Origin of the sequence: Microtetraspora fusca (assembly GCF_001570365.1) — a bacterium.
GTDB classification, from domain to species: Bacteria; Actinomycetota; Actinomycetes; order Streptosporangiales; family Streptosporangiaceae; genus Microtetraspora; species Microtetraspora fusca.
The window spans coordinates 66,542-85,052 of sequence record NZ_BBYK01000043.1 but is presented as its reverse complement, the minus strand read 5'-3'; the positions used below and the strand labels follow the sequence as shown (position 1 = coordinate 85,052).

Below are 18,511 nucleotides of genomic sequence, written 5' to 3'. Positions count from 1 at the left end.
GCCCCTCAGATGAACACGGCACATCGGCCCGAGGGGCTGCGCGAACCCGGCTCGGGCCCCGTCGACCGCGACCCGCTCACCAGGAAGCGGCTCCCGCTGTGGGACCGGGTGAAGTTCCTGCTGCTGCTGGCGGTCCTGTTCGGCGTCCTCGTCCTGAACACCGTCGGCGCCTTCCGCGAGATCATCACGGTCCCGGAGGCGATCGCCGTCACCGCCCGCGAGTCCGCCTGGATCCTGTGGCTGGCCGGGCTGGAGGCGGTCAGGCAACTTCACTTCCTGATCAGCGAGCGCTCCGCGGCGTACCACCGGTTCTGGACGGAGAAGGTCTTCGGCGGGTGGAACCGGTGGACCCGCCGCCGGTTCGGCGACTGGACCCGCTACCGGCTGGCCCGCGCGGTGAAGTGGGCGATCTGGATCGGGGTCGTCGCCGTCGTGCTGGGCAGGCTGGGGGACGTCTCGCCCCTCGAGGCGCTGATCCAGGCTCCGGCGCAGGCGATCGGGTACCTCCCGACGGTCCTGCAGGTTGTCCTCTACATGCTGCTCGCCGTCGGCCAGTTCGCCGCGATCTTCTGGTTCCTGTCGCGCGGCGGCGTGGACGTCTACTTCCCCGACGACATCAAGACGCGGTTCTCCGACGTGTGGGGCCAGGACCACGTGGTCGAGCGGGTCAAGGAGAACATCGTCTTCCTCGAACGACCCGACGAGATCGAGGCCCGGGGCGGGTACGTGCCGAGCGGCATCCTGCTGTGGGGCCCTCCGGGCACCGGCAAGACCCTCATGGCCGAGGCGGTCGCCGGCTCGACCGGCAAGCCGTACGTCTTCGTGGACCCCGGCGCGTTCATCAACATGTTCTTCGGCGTCGGCGTGCTGAAGGTGAAGTCGCTGTTCCGCAAGCTGCGCAAGCTGGCGCTCCGCTACGGCGGCGTCATCGTCTTCTTCGACGAGGCCGACTCCCTCGGCAACCGCGGCGCGCTCGCGCAGGGCGGCCCCGGCGGGGGGTGGGGCCGGACCGCTCCCGCGCCCTTCGAGAACGCGGGATGCAACGGCTTCGCCTACCTGGACCAGGAGACCCGGTGGCTGCTCGGCCGCGGCGCGCTCGGCGGCGGCCGGGAGCGGGCCGCGGCGGACGCCCCCAGGTCCAGGACCGGCGCCTTCGTCAGCCGCCTCGTGTACGGCGCGGGCATGGGCGGCGGTGGCGGCATGGGCACGCTGCAGGCGCTGCTCACCGAGATCTCCGGCCTGAAGAAGCCGCGCGGTTTCGTCAACCGGTACGTGCGGCGGCTGCTCGGGATGCGCCCCAAGCCGCCGCCGAAGTACCGGATCCTGATCATGATGGCGACCAACCTGCCGGAGGCGCTGGACGAGGCGCTGCTGCGCCCCGGCCGCATCGACCGCATCTACAAGGTCGGCTACCCCTCCAAGGACGGCCGGATCCGCACCTACCAGGGCTACTTCGGCAAGGTGCGGCACGAGCTGACCGACGAGCAGATCGACAAGCTGGCCACGATCACTCCGTACGCCACCGGCGCGACGATCAAGGACCTGGTCAACGAGTCGCTGATCACCGCGATCAGGGACGGCAGGGACATGATCACCTGGTCCGACGTGATGCGGGCCAAGCGGCTCAAGCAGCTCGGCCCCCCGGAGGACGTGGAGTACATCGAGCGGGAACGGCACGCGGTGGCCGTGCACGAGGCGTGCCACGCCGTCGTCGCGTACCGCACGCGGCACCACCTGGAGATCGACCTCGCCACGATCGAGAAGGGCGCCGACTATCTGGGCATGGTGTCCAGCATCAAGCCGGAGGACCAGTTCACCCGCTGGAAGTCCGAGTACGAGGCGGACATCATGGTCTCTCTCGCCTCGCTCGCGGGCGAGCGGATGTTCTTCGGCGAGGACAACTCCTCGGGCGTCTCCAGCGACCTCCAGTCGGCGACGCTGCTGACCGGGCTGATGGAGGCGCACTGGGGCATGGGCGTCGGCGTCGCGTCGCTGCCCGCCCTGCAGGACCTCGGCATCAGGGAGGGACGGGCGCAGAAGGCCCCGGGCCAGGGCGGCGGGATCGGCTTCACCGGCACGCCGCGGTCGCAGGGGAAGGAGCTCACACCCGACATGCTCCCGGAGCGGATCGAGTTCAACCTCAACCAGCTCCTGGAGAAGACCGCCGCGCTGCTGCGCGAGAACCGGCGCGAGGTGCTCAGCGTCGCGCACGCCCTGGAGCACCACAAGACGCTGAACGGCGACGACGTGGTCGCGGTGATCGAGCGGACCCGCGGGCCGCTCGTGGACGGCACCGTCTACGGCTCGGACGAGTTCTACGAGGAGATCGAGGCGTACCATGCGGCCGCGGCGGAGGCCCACCGCAGTCACAGCGCCGTCCAGGTGGACCTGCCCTCGCCGGATCTGATGCCGGAGCTGCAGCCCTCGGCCGTCCTCGCGGCCGCCCGGCCGTACTCGCCGGGACCGTCGGATCCTGATATGTCGGGGATGCCGGGCGCGCCGACCTTCGCGCCTCCGTGGGGCGAGCAGTCGTACGAACCTCAGGAGACATCGCCCGGCGTGCCGGCCGTGGTGCCTCCCGCGATGCCGGCCGCGGTGCCGGTTTCGACGCCGGTGAACGGTCATGGCGCCGGCTACGGGGATATTCCGGACTTTCCGTACTGGAACGGCTCCAGTCCCGCCGCCCATCCGGCCGGGCAGGGACGCGGCGGGGCACACGGCCTGCTGTGGGCGCTCATCGGCGGCGTCATCGCGCTCGTCGTGCTCACGCTGCTCGGCGTGGCCTTCTTCCTGCAGGGCGGCGCCGCCGTGGCGACGGAGGACAGAGCCGAAGGCGTCCCGTCGGGGACCGCGCTGATCCTGTTCCTCGTACTCCTCGGCGTCGTCGGCCTGATCGTGGCCGCCGTCGCGGTGGTGCGCGCCCAGCAGGCCGCCCGCAGGCGGGCGGAGGAGGCGAGGGACCGGGCGGCCGAACGCGCCCAGTTGCTCGCGGCCGCCATGGACCCGGAGATCGCGATGCGGGTGCTCGGATACGACGGCCGCCACGGTCCCGACGCCACGCCCTGACGTCCCGGCCGCATGCCGGGACGGCCCCGGACTCCGCGGAAGGAGTCCGGGGCCGCGCCGGGATCAGAGGCGGAAGGCCAGGTCGGGGGTGATGTCGGCGACGTCCATCTGCGCCTTCTGCAGGCGGCCGGAGTAGTCCCAGTTCATCGCCTGCCAGCGGGTGAACTGATCGAGCACCCACACGCCGCTCTGCCGGCTGCCGTTGCCGGACTTGCCGTTCCCACCGAACGGCAGGTGCGCCTCGGCGCCCGACGTCGAGTTGTTGACGCTGACCATGCCCGCCGAGACGCCCTCGCGGAACCGGAACGCGGCCTTCGGGTCGGTGGTGTAGATCGACGACGACAGCCCGTAGCCCGGCCGGTTGGCCAGCTCGATCGCCTCGTCGAGCGTTTCGAACGTGGCCACGCCGACGATCGGGCCGAACGTCTCCTCAAGGAAGAGCCGGTCGTCCGGGCGCACGCCGTCCACGATCACCGGGTGGTAGAAGAGGCCCTCGCCCTCCATCCGCCCCGTCGGCCCGGGCAGCACCCTGTGGTGCGGCTCGATCCAGGTCAGGTACTCCTCGTACCGCTCGGCGAACTTGCGGTCGAGCAGCGGCCCGTAGAGCACGTCGCCGTTCGGGTCGCCGATCTTCGCCGCCTGCACCGCCTGGACGTACGCCCGCACGAACGCGTCGTGGACGTCGCGATGGACGATGACCGTGCCGAGCGAGGTGCAGCGCTGGCCGGCCGTGCCGAAGCCGGAGAACAGCGCCCCCTCGACCGCGAGGTCGAGGTCGGCGTCCGGCATGACGACCATCGGGTTCTTGCCGCCGAGCTCCAGGCAGGGCGACTGCAGGTGACGTCCGCACAGCTCGCCGACGCTCCGGCCGACCGCGCTGGACCCGGTGAAGCCCACCTTCTGCACGGTGCCCTCGGACAGCGCCAGGTCCAGCCCCTCATACGTGGCGGCACCGTCGGCGAAGACGACGTTCAGCACGCCGTCCGGCAGGCCGGCGGCCGCGAACAGCCGGTACAGCGCGTGCGCGGACGCCGCCGCGTACTCGGCGGGCTTCCACACCACGGCGTTACCGCACAGCAGCGCGGGCACCAGGTACCACGAGGGGACGGCCACCGGGAAGTTCCCCGCGGTGATCACCGCGGCGACGCCCACCGGGACCCGGAAGGTGAACAGGTTCTTGTCCGGCATCTCCGACGGCACGGTCTGCCCGTACAAGCGGCGCCCCTCGCCCAGGAAGAAGTCGCAGGTGTCCACGATCTCGCGGACCTCGCCCAGCGCCTCGGCGTACGGTTTGCCGATCTCCTCGGTCACGAGGTGGGCCAGCGCCTCGGTGTTCGCCTCGACCAGCCGGCCGACGGAGGCGATCACCCGGCCGCGCACCGGGGCGGGCACCCGGGACCATTCCTTCTGCGCGTCGGCCGCGCTGCGGCAGGCGCGGGCGAACGTCGCCGCGTCGGCGAGCGGGACGGCGGCCACGACCTCGGACGGCCGGGCCGGGTTCGTGGACGTGTAGGGAGAGCCGGTGGGCTCGTTCTTTCCACCGATGACGGAAGCGATCTGGCGGGTCACCGTTGACCTCCTCTTTCGGGGCTACCGTCGCATTGTTACAAGCGGGCGCGACGGGGTGAAGCGCCGATCGGCGGTGTGGCGCATCACCCTCCGGCGGCAGCCCGGCGCCCGTGCGCGACGGCCGCCGCCTGGGTGCGGCTCGCCACGCCGAGCTTGGCCAGGATGTTGGACACGTGCACGCTCACGGTCTTCTGCGAGATGTACAGCAGAGAGCCGATCTCGCGGTTGGACAGGCCGGCCGCCACGTGTTCGAGCACCTCGCGCTCGCGGGCCGTCAACGCCTCGAGGCCGCCTTCTGCGTCGGCGTCGGCGGCGGCCGGCCGTGACGGCTCGGTGAACCCGGCCCGCCGGCCCAGCGTCTCCAGCGCCTCACGCAGCGGGGCGGCGGCGAGCCGCTCGGCCGTCTCCACGGCGTGGGACCACTCGGCCCGTGCGGCCTCGCGCTCGCCCGCGTCCAGCAGCGACTCGGCGAGCCGCCACCGGCACCGCGCCTCCTCGTAGACGAACCCGAACCCGAAGGCCTCCGCGGCCTCCCGCCACACGCGCGGCTCCGCCGTCCCCCGGACGCGGTGCCACTCGGCCTCGGCGCGCCGCAGCCAGGCGACGCCCTCGGGACCCAGCTCCTCGCGCGGGCCGTACGGGCCGTTCGCGGCGGCCCACCGCGCCCGCTCGATCAGGTCGTCGGCGCGCTCGTGCGCGTCGTCCGGCGCCGCGCCCTCCGCCAGCGCCCACAGGCCGGTCGCGCAGATCCGGATCAGTCCCGGGTCGAAGGGGTCGAGCGCGTCCGTCACCGCCGTCACGTGGCGCAGCGCCGTCTCCGGATCGCCGCGCCAGAGCGCCTGCTCGGCGGCGAGCCCGCCCGCCATGTAGGTCACCAGGGAGTCGGCCGCGCCGCCGCGCTCGTCCGGCCGCCAGAACGGCCGCAGCCACGACAGCCGCTCGTCGGCCGCGTCGCTGCCCCGCCCGACCTCGATGAAGAGCGCGAACGAGGACAGGTGCGCCGCGGCGAGCGTGCCGACGCGCACGCCGAACCCGGCCGCGATCCGCTCGGCCTCGTCCCAGTCGCCGGCCGCGTACCGGATGAGGAAGCTGAGGAAGCGCAGGTCCGTGCCGTACGTGCTCCAGGTGAGGCCGCTGCGGGCGGCCAGCTCGTTGCCGGCGCCCGCCAGGCGCGCGGCGGCCTCGAGCTCGCCGTGCTCGTAGCGCACCCGGGCCGTGTGGAAGGTGGCGCGCAGGTGGACCGACAGGTCGTCCGACCCCGTCGCGGCGGCCAGGTCGAGCAGTTCCACCACCCGCTCGATCGTGCCCGTCGCCTCCTCCACGATCGCCAGCGAGATCAGCGCGCTGACCTCGGCGTCGCGCGCCCCCACCGCCCGAGCCACGTCGAGCGCCCGCGTCGCCAGGTCGCGTACGGCGGTGGCGGAGGTGGTGAACATGGTCCGGGCGTGCGTCGCGAGCGCGCGGGCGAGCAAGGGGGTCGGCTCGTCCGCCGGCAGCGCGTCCACGGCCGCGCGGGCCGCCTCCACCATGCCGGAGCCGAGATCGGAGTCGCTCAGATAGTAGGCGAGCCGCTCGTTGGCCTCGGAGATCAGCAGCGGGTCGCCGAGCGCCGGGAGCAGCCGCCGGATCTGGGCGACCGCCCGGCGGTACTCCCCGGCGTCCGCGGCCGCCGCGGCGCTGGAGAGGGCGACACGGACGGCGCTCGTGCCGGTCAGCCGCTCGGCGTCGGGCACGTGCTCCCAGATCTCCAGCGCCCGGTCCAGGTGCCGGTGCGCCTCGGCGGGCGCGCCGACGCCCGCGGCGATCCGGCCCGCCTCGACCGAGGCGCGCAGCGCGCCGGGCAGGTCGTGTCCCGCCTGGTAGTGGTGGGCCAGCTCGGCGGCCGGGGCGCCGCGCGCGGCGAGCAGCCGGGCGAAGGCGCCGTGCAGCCGGGTCCGCTCGCCGGGGAGCAGGTCGTCGTACACGGTCTCCTGGAGCAGCGCGTGCCGGAACGCGTAGCCGTACCTGCCCGCGGTCAGCAGCCCGCGCGAGACGATCTCGCGCAGCGCGTCGTCGAGCGCGACCTCACCGAGCCCGGCGGCGTCCGCGAGCATGTCGTGGTCGACGCTGTGGCCCGCCACCGCCGCGACCCGCAGGACATGGCGCGCCTGGTCGGACAGCGCCTCGACCCGGGAGAGCAGCAGGTCGGACAGGCTGCCGGGAACGCCGCCACAGGTGGCGGCGGCGGTGAGCAGCTCCTCGGCGAAGAAGGGGTTGCCACCGGCCCGCTCCACGACCTGGCCGATCACGTCGTCCGTCACACTGACGGGCTGACGGGAGGCCCCGTCCACGTCGGCGAGATGGCGGGCCAGATCGTCGTCCCCGAGCGGGGGCAGCTCGATCGTGCCGACCAGCGGCAGGCGCTGCAACTCGGCGAGGACCGGGCGCAGCGGGTGCCTGCGGTGCAGGTCGTCGGTCCGGTAGGTGCCGATCAGGGCGACCCGCTCCCGCTGCAGCATCCGGGTGAGGAAGACCAGCAGGTCGCGGGTCGAGCGGTCGGCCCAGTGCAGGTCCTCGAACACCAGCAGGACCGGGCGGCGCTCCGCGAGGCACGCCAGGAGACCGAGCACGGAGCCGAAGAGCTGCTGCTGGGCGAGCGCGCCCGTCGCCGCGCCCGCGGCGTCCGGGGCGGCGCCGGGAAGCAGCCGCCGCAGCGCGGGCCAGGCGGCGAGCGCGTCGCCGCCGGACGCGTCCGGCTCGGCCAGCCCGCGCAGCGCGTCCACGAGCGGCAGGTACGGCAGGGCGTCGCCGAGCTCCGCGCACTGCCCGGCGAGCACGGTGAACCCGCGTTCCTCGGCGAGGTCCCTGACCTCGTTGACGAGGCGCGTCTTGCCGATCCCCGCGTCGCCGCCCACCAGCGCGACCCCGGCCAGCCCGCCCTCGGCCGCGTCCAGCACGCTCAGCAGCCGGCCGAGCTCGCCGGAACGGCCCATGAGCGCGGTTCGTACGGTTCTCGGAGTCACGGCGCGAGTATGACACGCTGGGCGGAAGCCTCCGTTATGTCGGAACTCTGGGTATGCGACCGTGAGGTCCCATCAGTCCTGGTCGCCGCGCTGACCTGGGACGATAGGCGAGCGGGACGCGGGGACCCGGTTTTGTCGGGGGCGCTGGCTACTGTGCGGCGCGTGATCGAACGGTGGAGCCGCGATCAGGTGCTTGCCCTGGCACCGGACGCGGCGTCGCAGAAGGGCGCCACGGGCGTGAGCTCGCCCGCGAAGTGGTCCGCCCACGGGGTGACCCCCGAGGTGCTGTGGGGCGAGTGCAAGGGCAGCGGGTCCAAGCCGTACCGCGCGTGCGTGGACCTCTCCGAGCCCGCGTACCGGTGCAGTTGCCCGAGCCGCAAGTTCCCCTGCAAGCACGCGCTGGGACTGCTCCTGCTCTGGTCGGCCGACGGGGTGCCGGCCGCGGACGAGCCCGCCGACTGGGCCGCCGAGTGGATGGACCAGCGCAGGGACCGCGCCGAGAAGCAGTCGTCGCGGCTCGCCGCGGCGCAGGAGAAGGCGGCGCGGGCGGCCACCCCGGAGGGCGTCGAGCCGCAGACCGGGGCCGCGCCGGACCGGCGCTCGGCGCAGCGGGAGCAGCGGGTCACGGCGGGCCTGTCCGAGCTGGAGCGGTGGCTGGCCGACCAGATCGCGCAGGGCATCGCCGACGCCCGGCGCACCGGCCCGGCCGAGTGGGACGCCCTCGCCAAACGCATGGTCGACGCGCAGGTCCCCGGGATGGCGGGCACGTTCACCCGGCTGTCCGGCGTGCTGCGCGACGAGGACTGGCCCGGCCGCCTCCTCGGGGAGTACGCGCTGGTCCACCTGCTCGCCGTGGCGCACCGCCGCACGGCCGGGCTGCCACACGCGCTCGGCGAGACGGTCCGATCCAGGGTCGGGTTCCCGGTGGCGCGCGAGGACGTGCTCGCGTCGCCCGCCGTACGGGACCGGTGGGACGTGATCGGCAGCCGGGACGAGGAGCAGGACCGGCTGGTCGCCCGCCGCGTCTGGCTGCGGGGCAGGGAGACCGGGCGGGCCGCGCTCGTGCTGTCGTTCGCCCCGGTGGGGCAGGCGCTCGACGCGTCACTGGTCAACGGGACGACGGTCGACGCGGAGCTGGCGTTCTATCCGGGCGCCGCGCCGCTGCGGGCGCTGGTGGCCCGGCGGCACGGCGGGCTCCATGCCGGACCGCCGCCCGGCCTGAGCGCCGCCGAGACGCCCGGCCTGCTGGCGGGTGTGCTGGCCGAGGACCCCTGGACCGACTCGTGGCCCGTCGTCCTTTCGGGAGTGGTGCCGGCGAACGACGGCGGCTGGCTTCTCGCCGATCCCGGACTCCAGGACTCCGGCTCCGATGACGAGGACGGTTCCGAGGTGAGCGGGATGCGGCTCGACCCGGCGGTCGGCACGCCGTGGCGGCTGCTCGCGGTGTCGGGCGGCCATCCGGTCACGGTCGCCTGCGAATGGACGCCGCGGGGGCTGTGGCCGCTGAAGACGTGGGACGAGGAAGGCCAGGTGGTGGTGCTGTGATCGCGACCCGTGACGGCGACGGCTCCGTCGCCGAGGCGACGCGGAACCCGGCGGACGCCGTTCCCGACTCCGGTCCGGGGGACCGGAGGCACGATGGTCCATCCATGTCGGACGTTCCAGAACGATCGGCTCGGGCCGGCGGGGTTCGGGCGCGGAAGGACCAGGGGAGCGGTGTCCCCGGGCACACGATGCCCGACCTGACGTGGACGACGTCATGGGAGGACCTCGTGTCGGCCGCGCTGGTCGGCACGGACCGGCGACCGGTGCCGGGCGGCCGGCCGCCGGGCGGGGCGGACACGCCGGTCGCGCCTCCGGTCGAGCTGCTGGAGCAGGCGGCCGTACAGGTGATCCGGGCACGGGCGGGGCAGCGGCCGCAGAGGGGCCGGCCGCTGCCTCCCGCCCCGCAGGAGATCCGGCCACTGGTCGGCCGTGCCGCGGCCGTCCGGCTGGAGCGGATCCTCGCCGGAGAGCAGGGGCGCCTGCTGCCGGAGTGGCTGGAGATCGCCGCGGAGAGGGGCGCGCGCGTCCCGGCGCGGCTCATCCCGAAGCTGCTCGACCTGGGAGCCAGGGACCAGTCGATCCGGGTCCACCTGGGGGTGCTGACCGGAACACGTGGCCGGTGGCTCGCCGGGCTCAACTCCGCCTGGTCCTACCTGCGGGACGAGCCGACCGGCGGGGCCGGGGCCGCCGAGATGTGGGAGTTCGGCACCAGCGGGGACCGCAGGGCCCACCTGGCCGCGCTCCGCGCCCGCGATCCCGAGGCGGCGAGGGAGCTACTGGCGGTGGGGTGGGACAAGGAGACGCCCGAAGACCGGGCGGTCTTCACCCGCATCCTCGCCGACGGGCTGACGATGGCCGACGAGCCGTTCCTCGAGGCGGCGCTCGACGACCGCCGCCGCGAGGTGCGGCAGGCCGCCGCCGACCTGCTCACCCGCCTGCCGGAGTCGCGGCTCGGGACGCGGATGACCGAGCGCGCGGGACGCCTGCTCGTCCGCGACGGCGATCGGCTTCAAGCCCGGCCGCCCAAGGCGTGCGACAGCCGGATGGAGCGCGACGGCGTGCGGGCCCGGCCACCCGCCGGGAGCGGGCAGCGGGGCTGGTGGCTGCAGCAGGTCGTCGCGCACACGCCGCTCACCTTCTGGCCGGAGCACTTCGGGCTCTCTCCGGCCGAGATCACGGCCATGGAGGTGGGCGACTGGGCCAGGGAGGTCCGCATGGGCTGGACCCGCGCGGCCATCCTCCAGCGCGACGCCGTATGGGCGCGGGCGCTGGTCGAGGTCGAGCCGCTGACCGACCTGCTCGCGATCCTGCCTCCGGCGGAGCAGTCCCGGATCGCGGCGGAGTACGTCCGGCGGCATCCGGTGGACGGCCAGATGATCATGATGCTCGGCGGCATCCCCCGGCCGTGGGGCATGCCCTTGGCCAGGGCCGTACTGGACAAGATCGCCGGTGTGGCGACGGCCCAGCCGTGGAACGCGGGCGAGCTGGCGCGGCTGGCCGGCGAGCGGTTCGACGCGTCGGCCCACGGCCAGGTGGCGCGGCTGTCGGACCTCCCCGAGGTCCACGAGGTGACCGCGACGCTCCGGTTCCGCCACGAGATGGCGCGAGAGCTGCTGGGCGACGCCCCTGAGAAGAGACGGACAGACGACGGACACGGCACCGCCGGCGAGACCGGCGGGCCGCTAGGCGAGGAGGACAAGTGACGGTTCTGCGCCCGCACGCGGAAGACCAGTACGCCGACGAGCTGGCGATCCTGGCCAAGCACGACGATCGGCCGCGGCCGCCCGGCTGGCGGCTCTCGCCCTGGGCGGTGACGACCTACCTGCTCGGTGACCCCGACCACCCGGGAGGCGTCATCACGCCCAAGTACATCGGCCCGAGAAGGATCGTCGAGGTCGCGGTCGCCACCCTGGCCACGGACCGGGCGCTGCTGCTGCTCGGCGTGCCGGGGACGGCCAAGACCTGGCTCTCCGAGCATCTGGCCGCCGCCGTCTGCGGCGACTCGACCCTGCTCGTGCAGGGCACGGCGGGCACCGCGGAGGAGGCCGTCCGCTACGGGTGGAACTACGCCCGGCTGCTGGCCGAGGGCCCGTCCCGGGAGGCGCTGACCCCGAGCCCCGTCATGCGGGCGATGGCCGAGGGGCGGCTGGCCCGGGTGGAGGAGCTGACCCGCATGCCGTCCGACGTCCAGGACGCGCTGATCACCGTCCTCTCGGAGAAGACGCTTCCGATCCCCGAGCTGAACGAGGAGGTGCAGGCGGCCAAGGGGTTCAACGTGATCGCGACCGCCAACGACCGGGACCGCGGGGTGAACGAGCTGTCCAGCGCCCTGCGCAGGCGGTTCAACACCGTCGTGCTGCCGGTGCCCGCGAGCGCCGAGGAGGAGGTGGACATCGTCTCCCGCCGCGTCGCGCAGCTCGGCCGCTCTCTGGAGCTGCCCGAGACCCCGGCCGGACTGGAGGAGATCCGCCGGGTCGTCACGGTGTTCCGCGAGCTGCGTTCGGGCGTGACCATCGACGGCCGCACCAAGGTCAAGTCGCCGAGCGGCACGCTCAGCACGGCCGAGGCGATCTCGGTCGTGACCAGCGGCCTCGCCCTCGCCGCGCACTTCGGCGACGGGGTGCTGCGCCCCTCCGACGTGGCGGCCGGGATCGTCGGCGCGGTCGTCCAGGACCCGGTGTCCGACCGGGTGGTCTGGCGGGAATACCTGGAGGCCGTCGTCCGCGAGCGCGAGGACTGGCGTGACTTCTACCGGGCCTGCCGCGATGTGGTCTGAGCGGGTGATGGGGTGACGACCACGATTCTGGGCGTCCGGCACCACGGTCCGGGCTCCGCCCGCGCCGTGCGCTCCGCCCTGGAGCGGTTGAAGCCGGACGTCGTGCTCATCGAGGGACCGCCGGAGGCGGACGCGCTGGTGCCGCTCGCCGCCGACCCCGGCATGGAGCCGCCCGTCGCGCTGCTCGCGTACGTGCCGGGCGATCGGGCGAAGGCGGCGTTCTGGCCGTTCGCCGTGTTCTCGCCGGAGTGGCAGGCGATCCGCTACGCCGTCGAGGCCGGCGTGGAGGTGCGGTTCTGCGACCTGCCCGCGGCGCACTCCCTCGCCGCCGGTGAGGGAGGGGCCCCCGAGGAGGAGCGGGCCGTCCGGGTCGATCCGATCGGGGCGCTGGCCGAGGCGGCGGGCTACGACGATCCGGAGCGGTGGTGGGAGGACGCCGTCGAGCACCGGCTCGACCATCCGATCGACCATCCGGCGGACCACCCGATGGGGAACGGCGGCGAGCGCCCGAGCGGGCCGCGTACCGGGCATCCGGGTGGGCGGCGGGGCGAGACCGGGACGGGCGGCGCGGCCGGGCCCGAGACGGTCTTCGAGGCGATCGCGGAGGCCATGGCCGCTGTGCGCGAGGGGTACACGCCCGATCCGCACGAGGCCCGCCGCGAGGCGTACATGCGCAGGTCGCTCCGGCAGGCGGTCAAGGACGGCTTCCGCGAGATCGCGGTCGTGTGCGGGGCCTGGCACGTCCCCGCGCTGGCGGCGCCCTCGCGGGCGTCGGACGACGACCGGCTGCTCAGAGGCATGCCCAAGGCCCGGGTCGAGACGACCTGGGTGCCCTGGACGCACGGCCGGCTCGCCGCCTGGAGCGGTTACGGCGCGGGCGTCACCTCCCCGGGGTGGTACCACCACCTGTTCACCGCGCCGGACCGGCCGGTCGAGCGGTGGCTGGCGCGGGCGGCCGAGGTGCTCCGCGAGGAGGACCTGCCCGTCTCGTCCGCGCACGTCATCGAGGCCGTACGGCTCGCGCAGAGCCTGGCCACGCTGCGGGACCGGCCGCTCGCCGGTCTGAACGAGGTGAGCGAGGCGGTCAGGGCGGTCCTGTGCGAGGGGGACGAGTTGCCCGCGGAGCTGGTGCGGCGCCGCATGGTGCTCGGAGAGCGGCTCGGCCGGGTGCCCGACTCGACCCCGATGGTGCCGTTGCAGCGGCACCTGCGGGAGGAGCAGCGGCGTGTACGGCTCAAGCCGGAGGCGCTCGGCCGGGACCACGACCTCGACCTCCGCAAGGCGCTCGACCTCGATCGCAGTCGGCTGCTGCACCGGCTGCGGCTGATCGGAGTCCCGTGGGGCGAACCGCGCGACAGCAGGGGGAAGGGCACGTTCAAGGAGTCGTGGACGCTGGAATGGCGGCCCGAGTTCGACGTCGCCCTGATCGAGGCGGCGGTCTGGGGGATCACCGTCGAGGCGGCGGCCACCGCCCGGGTGCGCGAGCTGGCCGCCTACCCGGAGGCGCCGCTCGCCGACCTGACCGCCCTGGTCGAACGGTGCCTGCTCGCCGACCTGCCGGAGGCGCTGCCGTACGTGCTGCGGGCGATCGGGGACCGGGCGGCGCTGGACAGCGACGTCGGGCACCTGATGGCGGCGCTTCCCGCGCTAATCCGGGCCCAGCGGTACGGCGACGTGCGCGGCACGCCCTCCACCGGGCTGGCCGCGATCGTGGACTCGCTGCTGACGCGCGTCTGCGCCGGGCTGCCGTCCGCGGTCACCGGGTTGGACGACGAACCGGCCCGGCAGCTCGTCGCCCAGATCGACGCCGTCCACGCCGCCGTGGCCCTGCTGGACGACACACCGCGACAAACCGACCACGACGAGCCGAACGCCGGAACGGGTGATGGCGACCACGGCGAGTCGGACAACGGTGCCGAAACTGTGCGTGACCAGGATGCCGGAGCGGGTGGCAGCGGTCACAGCCGGCCGGACGGCCAAGCCGAGGTGGCTGGCGACCAGGACGGCGAGGCACATGGCGGCGATCGCGCCCGGCCGGAGGGCGGCCTCGGCGGGCCGGGAGAGGATGACCGGGGCGCCGAACCGGGAGAGAAGGGCCGCCCGGAGGCCGGTCAGGCGCCGCGCGACCGCTGGCTCGCGACCCTGCGCGGCGTGGCGGACCGGAGCGACCTGCCCGGCGTGATCGAGGGCCGCCTGGTACGCATCCTGTTCGACGCGCGGATGGCGGACGACGTCCAGGTACGGATGTCCAGGGCGATGTCCCTCGGCCACCCGCCCGCGCGGGCCGCCGCCTGGGTGGAGGGCTTCCTGTCGGGTGGCGGCCTGCTGCTCGTCCACGACCCCCGGTTGCTCGCGGCGGTGGACGGCTGGCTGACCGGGCTGTCCCCGGAGGCGTTCGTGGATGTGCTCCCGCTGCTGCGGCGCACGTTCGGCGCCTTCGACGCGCCCGAGCGCCGTGCGATCGGCGAGCGGGTCAGGTCCGGCCCGTCCGTCGTACGCGACGGCGGGGGAGCGGGCGCCGGGGCGGATCACGATGACGAGCGGGCGGCGCCGGCCGTCCGTACCGTGCTGGAAATCCTGGGGAGGGCGTGATGGAGGAGCGGTTGCGCCGCTGGCGGCTGGTCCTCGGCGGTGACGCGGACGGCACGGGCTGCGCGCTCGGCGGCGCCGACGCGGGTATGGACGCGGCGCTGGCCGCGCTGTACGACGCCGGAACGGGAACGACCGGGCGCGAGCGCGGTGCGGGGCTCGGGGCGTCCGCGCCCCGGGTGGCGCGCTGGCTGGGCGACATCCGCGCCTACTTCCCTTCGACGGTCGTGCAGGTGATGCAGAAGGACGCCATCGAACGGCTCGACCTCAGCCGCCTCCTGCTGGAGCCCGAGATGCTGGAGGCGGTCGAGCCCGACGTCCACCTGGTCGGCACCCTGCTCTCGCTGAGCCGGGTCATGCCGGAGAAGGCGCGCGAGTCGGCCCGCGCGGTGGTGCGCAAGGTCGTGGCGGAGCTGGAGGCCAAGCTCGCGCAGCGGACCAGGGCGGCCGTCACCGGAGCGCTCGACCGGTCGGCGCGTACGCACCGGCCGCGGCGGGTGGCCGACATCGACTGGGACCGCACGATCCGGGCGAACCTGAAGAACTACCTGCCCGAGCGGAACACGGTCGTGCCGTCCCGGCTGGTCGGGTACGCCCGCAGGCAGCAGGCCGTCCAGCGCGAGGTGGTCCTGTGCATCGACCAGAGCGGGTCGATGGCCGCGTCGGTCGTCTACTCCAGCGTCTTCGGCGCGGTCCTCGCGTCGATGAGGTCGCTGCGGACCAGCCTCGTCGTGTTCGACACCGCCGTGGTGGACCTGACCGACCGGCTGCACGACCCGGTCGAGCTGCTGTTCGGCACCCAGCTCGGCGGTGGCACCGACATCAACCGGGCGATCGCCTACGGCCAGGGCCTGATCACCAGGCCGACGGACTCGATCTTCATTTTGATCAGCGACCTCTATGAGGGTGGCGTCCGCGAGGAGATGCTGCGCCGGGTCGCCGCGATGACGGCGGCCGGCGTCCAGGTGATCGTGCTGCTGGCCCTGTCGGACGAGGGCGCGCCGTCCTACGACCGCGAGAACGCGGCGGCGCTCGCGGCGCTCGGGGTGCCCGCGTTCGCCTGCACGCCGGACGCGTTCCCCGGCATGATGGCCGCCGCCATCGAGCGCCGGGACATCGGGCAGTGGGTCGAGCGCAACATCTCCGTCGAACGCAATATGGCCTAGGTCCAATGGCCGATTTCGGACACGATACGGCCGTCTGTAACGTCCGTGACGTGAATTCGGTAATGACGGCACCGCCGGTCTTCTCGCAGCGTTACAGGGCTCTCGGCATCGGCATGGTGGCGATCATCATGCTGATCGCGTTCGAGTACCTCGCGGTCGCCACCGCGATGCCCGTCGTCGCCGAACGACTCGACGGCATGGCGCTGTACGGCCTGGCCTTCAACGCGAGCCTGGTCGCCAGCGTGATGGCGACTCTGGTCGGCGGGAGGTGGAGCGACACGCGCGGCCCGCTGGCGCCGCTGTGGACCGGCCTGGTCGGTTTCGGCGGCGGCCTGCTTCTCGCCGGGACCGCCCAGAACATGGAGGTCTTCGTCGCCGGACGGTTCCTGCAGGGGCTCGGCGGCGGCATGTTCTCCGTCGCGCTGTACGTGCTGATCGACCGGGTCTATCCCGCCGAGATGCATCCCAGGGTGTTCTCCCTGCTGTCGGCGGCGTGGGTGGTGCCGTCACTGGTGGGCCCGGCCATCACGGGCGTGGTCGTGGAGCACGTGGGCTGGCGCTGGGTCTTCCTGGGGGTGCCGCTGCTCGCCGCCCCCGCGGCGGTCTTCCTGTGGCGCGGGCTGGCGGATCACCGTCGTACGCGGACCACGTCGGCCGCCGTCGGCCCTGACCTCGGCGACGACTCCGGGGCCGCGGCCGTCGGGGATGCCGAGGCCGCCGGAACGGGGACGCGGAAGTTCGCGATCAAGCTGGTCTGGGGTGTGGTCGTGGCCACCGGAGCCGCGCTCATGCAGTACGGCAGCGGCTCCGGGGCGATGCCGCTCCTGATCACCGGGGTCGCCGTCCTCGCGGTCGCCCTGCCCCGGCTGCTGCCCAAGGGGACGTTGCGGGTGGCGCGCGGCGTCCCCGCCGTGGTCGCTCTCCGCGGCCTCGCGGCGGGCGCGTTCTTCGCGGCCGAGGTGTTCGTGCCGCTCCTGCTCACCACCGGTCGCGGCCTGAGCCCGACGGAGGCCGGCCTCGCGCTCACCGGCGGCGCGCTCTTCTGGTCCACCGGCTCGTGGATCCAGGGACGCAAGCCGCGCGACCGCCGGTTGATCCTGCGTACGGGCACCACCCTGATCGCGACGGCGATCCTGCTGACTGCGCTGATGGTGTTCCCGTCGGTGCCGGTGCTCGTCGGGTTCCTCGGATGGTGCGTGGGCGGGCTCGGCATGGGCCTGACGTATCCGACGCTGTCCGTGCTGATCCTGGAGCTGTCGTCGCCCGCCGAGAAGGGGGCCAACAGCGCCTCGCTCGCCATCGGCGAGTCGGTCTACTCCGTCGTCGCCGTCGCGGTGACCGGGGCGATCTCCACCGCCGCTCATCGGTCGGTGGCCAGCTACGTGGTGTGCTTCGGCCTGCTCGCCCTCATGGTCGGCGTCGCGGCCGTCTCCTCCGGACGTTTCGAGCACCCCCGCGCAGCGGGCACCATGGAGGTCTAACGGAGGGGGTTGTCACTTGCCGCGTGTCCGGGAGCTCGAACTCTTCAGGCTGACCCTGCCCTACGGCAGGCGGCCAGAGAGCATCCTGGTGAGGATCACCGACTACGGCGGGATGGTCGGCTGGGGAGAGGTCGTCCGGCCCCCGGCCGCGCTGCCCGGCGAGCGGCCCGACGATCTGGAGGACGGGCACGAGAAGCTGTGGGCCTCCCTGGAGGAGTCCCTGCCCGCCGCCCTGATCGGCGTCGACTGGGAGCACCCCTCGGAGCTGGGCCGCGTTCCCGGAGGCTCGGCAGCCGACATGGCCTGCTGGGACCTGTGGGCCCGGATGAAGGGCGTCCCGCTGTCCCACGCCCTCGGCGGCAGCCGTACCTCCCTGATGGCGACCGTGCGGCTGGGCGCGGAGCGCTCGCTCGAAAGCATGGTGGCCCGGGTCAACCGGCACGTCTGCGCCGGATACGCCCACGTGACGATGGACGTCCACCCCGGATGGGACGTCGAGCCGCTGCGCGCGGTCCGCGCCGCCTATCCCGGCCTGGCCATCGCCGTCGACGGGCACCGCGCGTACACCGAGATCTCCCAGCTCGAGGCGCTCGACGCGTACGGGCTGGTGGCGATCGAGCGGCCGTTCTCCGATCTGGCGGCGAGCGCCGACCTGCAGGAGCGCGTCTCCGCGGCCGTCGTCGTCGAGGCGCGTTCGGTCGAGGAACTGGACGAGGCGGTGGCCGCGCGGGCGGGCCGGGCGCTGCTGCTGCGCCCCGCGCGGTTCGGCTCCCTGTCCGCCGTACGGCTCGCGCACGACACGGCGGTGGCCGCTGGATGGGAGGTCACCTGCGCGGGCGGGCTCGGGGTCGGCCTGGCCCGGGCGGCCACGGTGGCGGTGGCGAGCCTGCCCGGGTGCACGCTGCCGAGCGACGTCGCGGAGCCGCCGCGCAGCGCCCAGATCGTCACGCCGCCGGTCGGCGCGTCCGGCGGGGTCGTCGCGGTGCCGCTCACCCAGCCGGGCCTCGGGCACACGATCGACGAGGAGAAGGTCCGCCGCATGGCCAAGGACACCTTCCGCGTCTGAAGGGTTCGCTTGCTGCACCCGCACAGTTCTGCTGCGGAAGGAATCGCTCGCCGTCACGAAGCCCAGGTCCCGCGGGCGGCGCTGCCGTAGACCTGCGCCGGGGATCGCGACGTGGACCGCTTCCTGGTGGTGCCGGATGTCGTCACCGGTGAGGTCGTACGAGGTGAGCGTCGCCCCGGTGGAACCGAACGACGAAGGCTGGGCGCAGAACGTGGCGTCCTTGTCGAACAGCGCCGAGCCTCAAGGCTCCA

At 73.8% G+C, this 18,511-nt stretch carries 10 protein-coding genes and 1 pseudogene; 8 read left to right on the top strand and 3 right to left on the bottom strand.

Annotation, left to right across the window (positions count from 1 at the left end; genetic code table 11):
- Positions 1-9 precede the first annotated feature (9 nt).
- Positions 10-3,066: an AAA family ATPase gene (locus AWQ68_RS11390; protein ID WP_066938884.1), complete on the top strand. Its 3,057-nt coding sequence runs from the start codon at positions 10-12 to the stop codon at positions 3,064-3,066.
- A 63-nt stretch (positions 3,067-3,129) separates the two neighbouring features.
- Here AWQ68_RS11390 and AWQ68_RS11385 read toward each other — a convergent pair whose 3' ends face one another.
- Both AWQ68_RS11385 and AWQ68_RS45680 read right to left on the bottom strand, forming a co-directional pair.
- Complete coding sequence (locus tag AWQ68_RS11385; RefSeq protein WP_066938882.1) at positions 3,130-4,635, bottom strand: aldehyde dehydrogenase family protein; 1,506 nt, start codon at positions 4,633-4,635, stop codon at positions 3,130-3,132.
- An 83-nt stretch (positions 4,636-4,718) separates the two neighbouring features.
- Positions 4,719-7,637 (bottom strand): helix-turn-helix transcriptional regulator, encoded by a 2,919-nt coding sequence (locus AWQ68_RS45680; protein ID WP_281217617.1) that lies wholly within the window; start codon positions 7,635-7,637, stop codon positions 4,719-4,721.
- Positions 7,638-7,799: 162 nt separating this feature from the next.
- Between AWQ68_RS45680 and AWQ68_RS11375 the strand changes: the two genes are divergently transcribed.
- The 7 genes from AWQ68_RS11375 to AWQ68_RS11345 all read left to right on the top strand — a co-directional run bounded on the left by AWQ68_RS11375 (position 7,800) and on the right by AWQ68_RS11345 (position 18,260).
- A complete protein-coding gene (locus AWQ68_RS11375) occupies positions 7,800-9,182 on the top strand; it encodes an SWIM zinc finger family protein (RefSeq protein WP_066939460.1) in 1,383 nt (460 codons plus the stop codon).
- 104 nt (positions 9,183-9,286) lie between these two features.
- The gene (locus AWQ68_RS11370; RefSeq protein ID WP_174554098.1) at positions 9,287-10,885 is read left to right on the top strand and encodes a DUF5691 domain-containing protein; all 1,599 of its coding nucleotides are present in this window, start codon (positions 9,287-9,289) and stop codon (positions 10,883-10,885) included.
- Positions 10,882-11,958 carry an ATP-binding protein gene (locus AWQ68_RS11365; protein WP_066938874.1) on the top strand — a complete coding sequence of 359 codons (1,077 nt, stop codon included), beginning with the start codon at positions 10,882-10,884 and terminating at the stop codon, positions 11,956-11,958. Before AWQ68_RS11370 ends, AWQ68_RS11365 begins: the two co-directional genes overlap by 4 nt.
- A gap of 12 nt (positions 11,959-11,970) precedes the next feature.
- Positions 11,971-14,550 (top strand): DUF5682 family protein, encoded by a 2,580-nt coding sequence (locus tag AWQ68_RS11360; protein ID WP_066938871.1) that lies wholly within the window; start codon positions 11,971-11,973, stop codon positions 14,548-14,550.
- The gene (locus AWQ68_RS11355; RefSeq protein ID WP_066938869.1) at positions 14,550-15,713 is read left to right on the top strand and encodes a VWA domain-containing protein; all 1,164 of its coding nucleotides are present in this window, start codon (positions 14,550-14,552) and stop codon (positions 15,711-15,713) included. The genes AWQ68_RS11360 and AWQ68_RS11355 overlap by 1 nt, the downstream gene beginning before the upstream one ends.
- A 50-nt stretch (positions 15,714-15,763) precedes the next feature.
- Complete coding sequence (locus AWQ68_RS11350; RefSeq protein ID WP_245655865.1) at positions 15,764-17,194, top strand: MFS transporter; 1,431 nt, start codon at positions 15,764-15,766, stop codon at positions 17,192-17,194.
- 16 nt (positions 17,195-17,210) lie between these two features.
- The gene (locus tag AWQ68_RS11345) at positions 17,211-18,260 is read left to right on the top strand and encodes an enolase C-terminal domain-like protein (RefSeq protein ID WP_066938865.1); all 1,050 of its coding nucleotides are present in this window, start codon (positions 17,211-17,213) and stop codon (positions 18,258-18,260) included.
- A 108-nt stretch (positions 18,261-18,368) separates the two neighbouring features.
- Here AWQ68_RS11345 and AWQ68_RS46110 read toward each other — a convergent pair.
- Positions 18,369-18,491 (bottom strand): annotated as a pseudogene (locus AWQ68_RS46110) (AbfB domain-containing protein); the annotation flags it as partial.
- Between the last annotated feature and the right edge of the window lie 20 nt (positions 18,492-18,511).

Excerpts from the sequence above, each read along its gene's own strand:
- AWQ68_RS11370 (WP_174554098.1), top strand. The coding sequence starts at position 9,287 with ATGTCGGACGTTCCAGAACGATCGGCTCGGGCCGGCGGGGTTCGGGCG.
- AWQ68_RS11390 (WP_066938884.1), top strand. The coding sequence starts at position 10 with ATGAACACGGCACATCGGCCCGAGGGGCTGCGCGAACCCGGCTCGGGC.
- AWQ68_RS11355 (WP_066938869.1), top strand. The coding sequence starts at position 14,550 with ATGGAGGAGCGGTTGCGCCGCTGGCGGCTGGTCCTCGGCGGTGACGCG.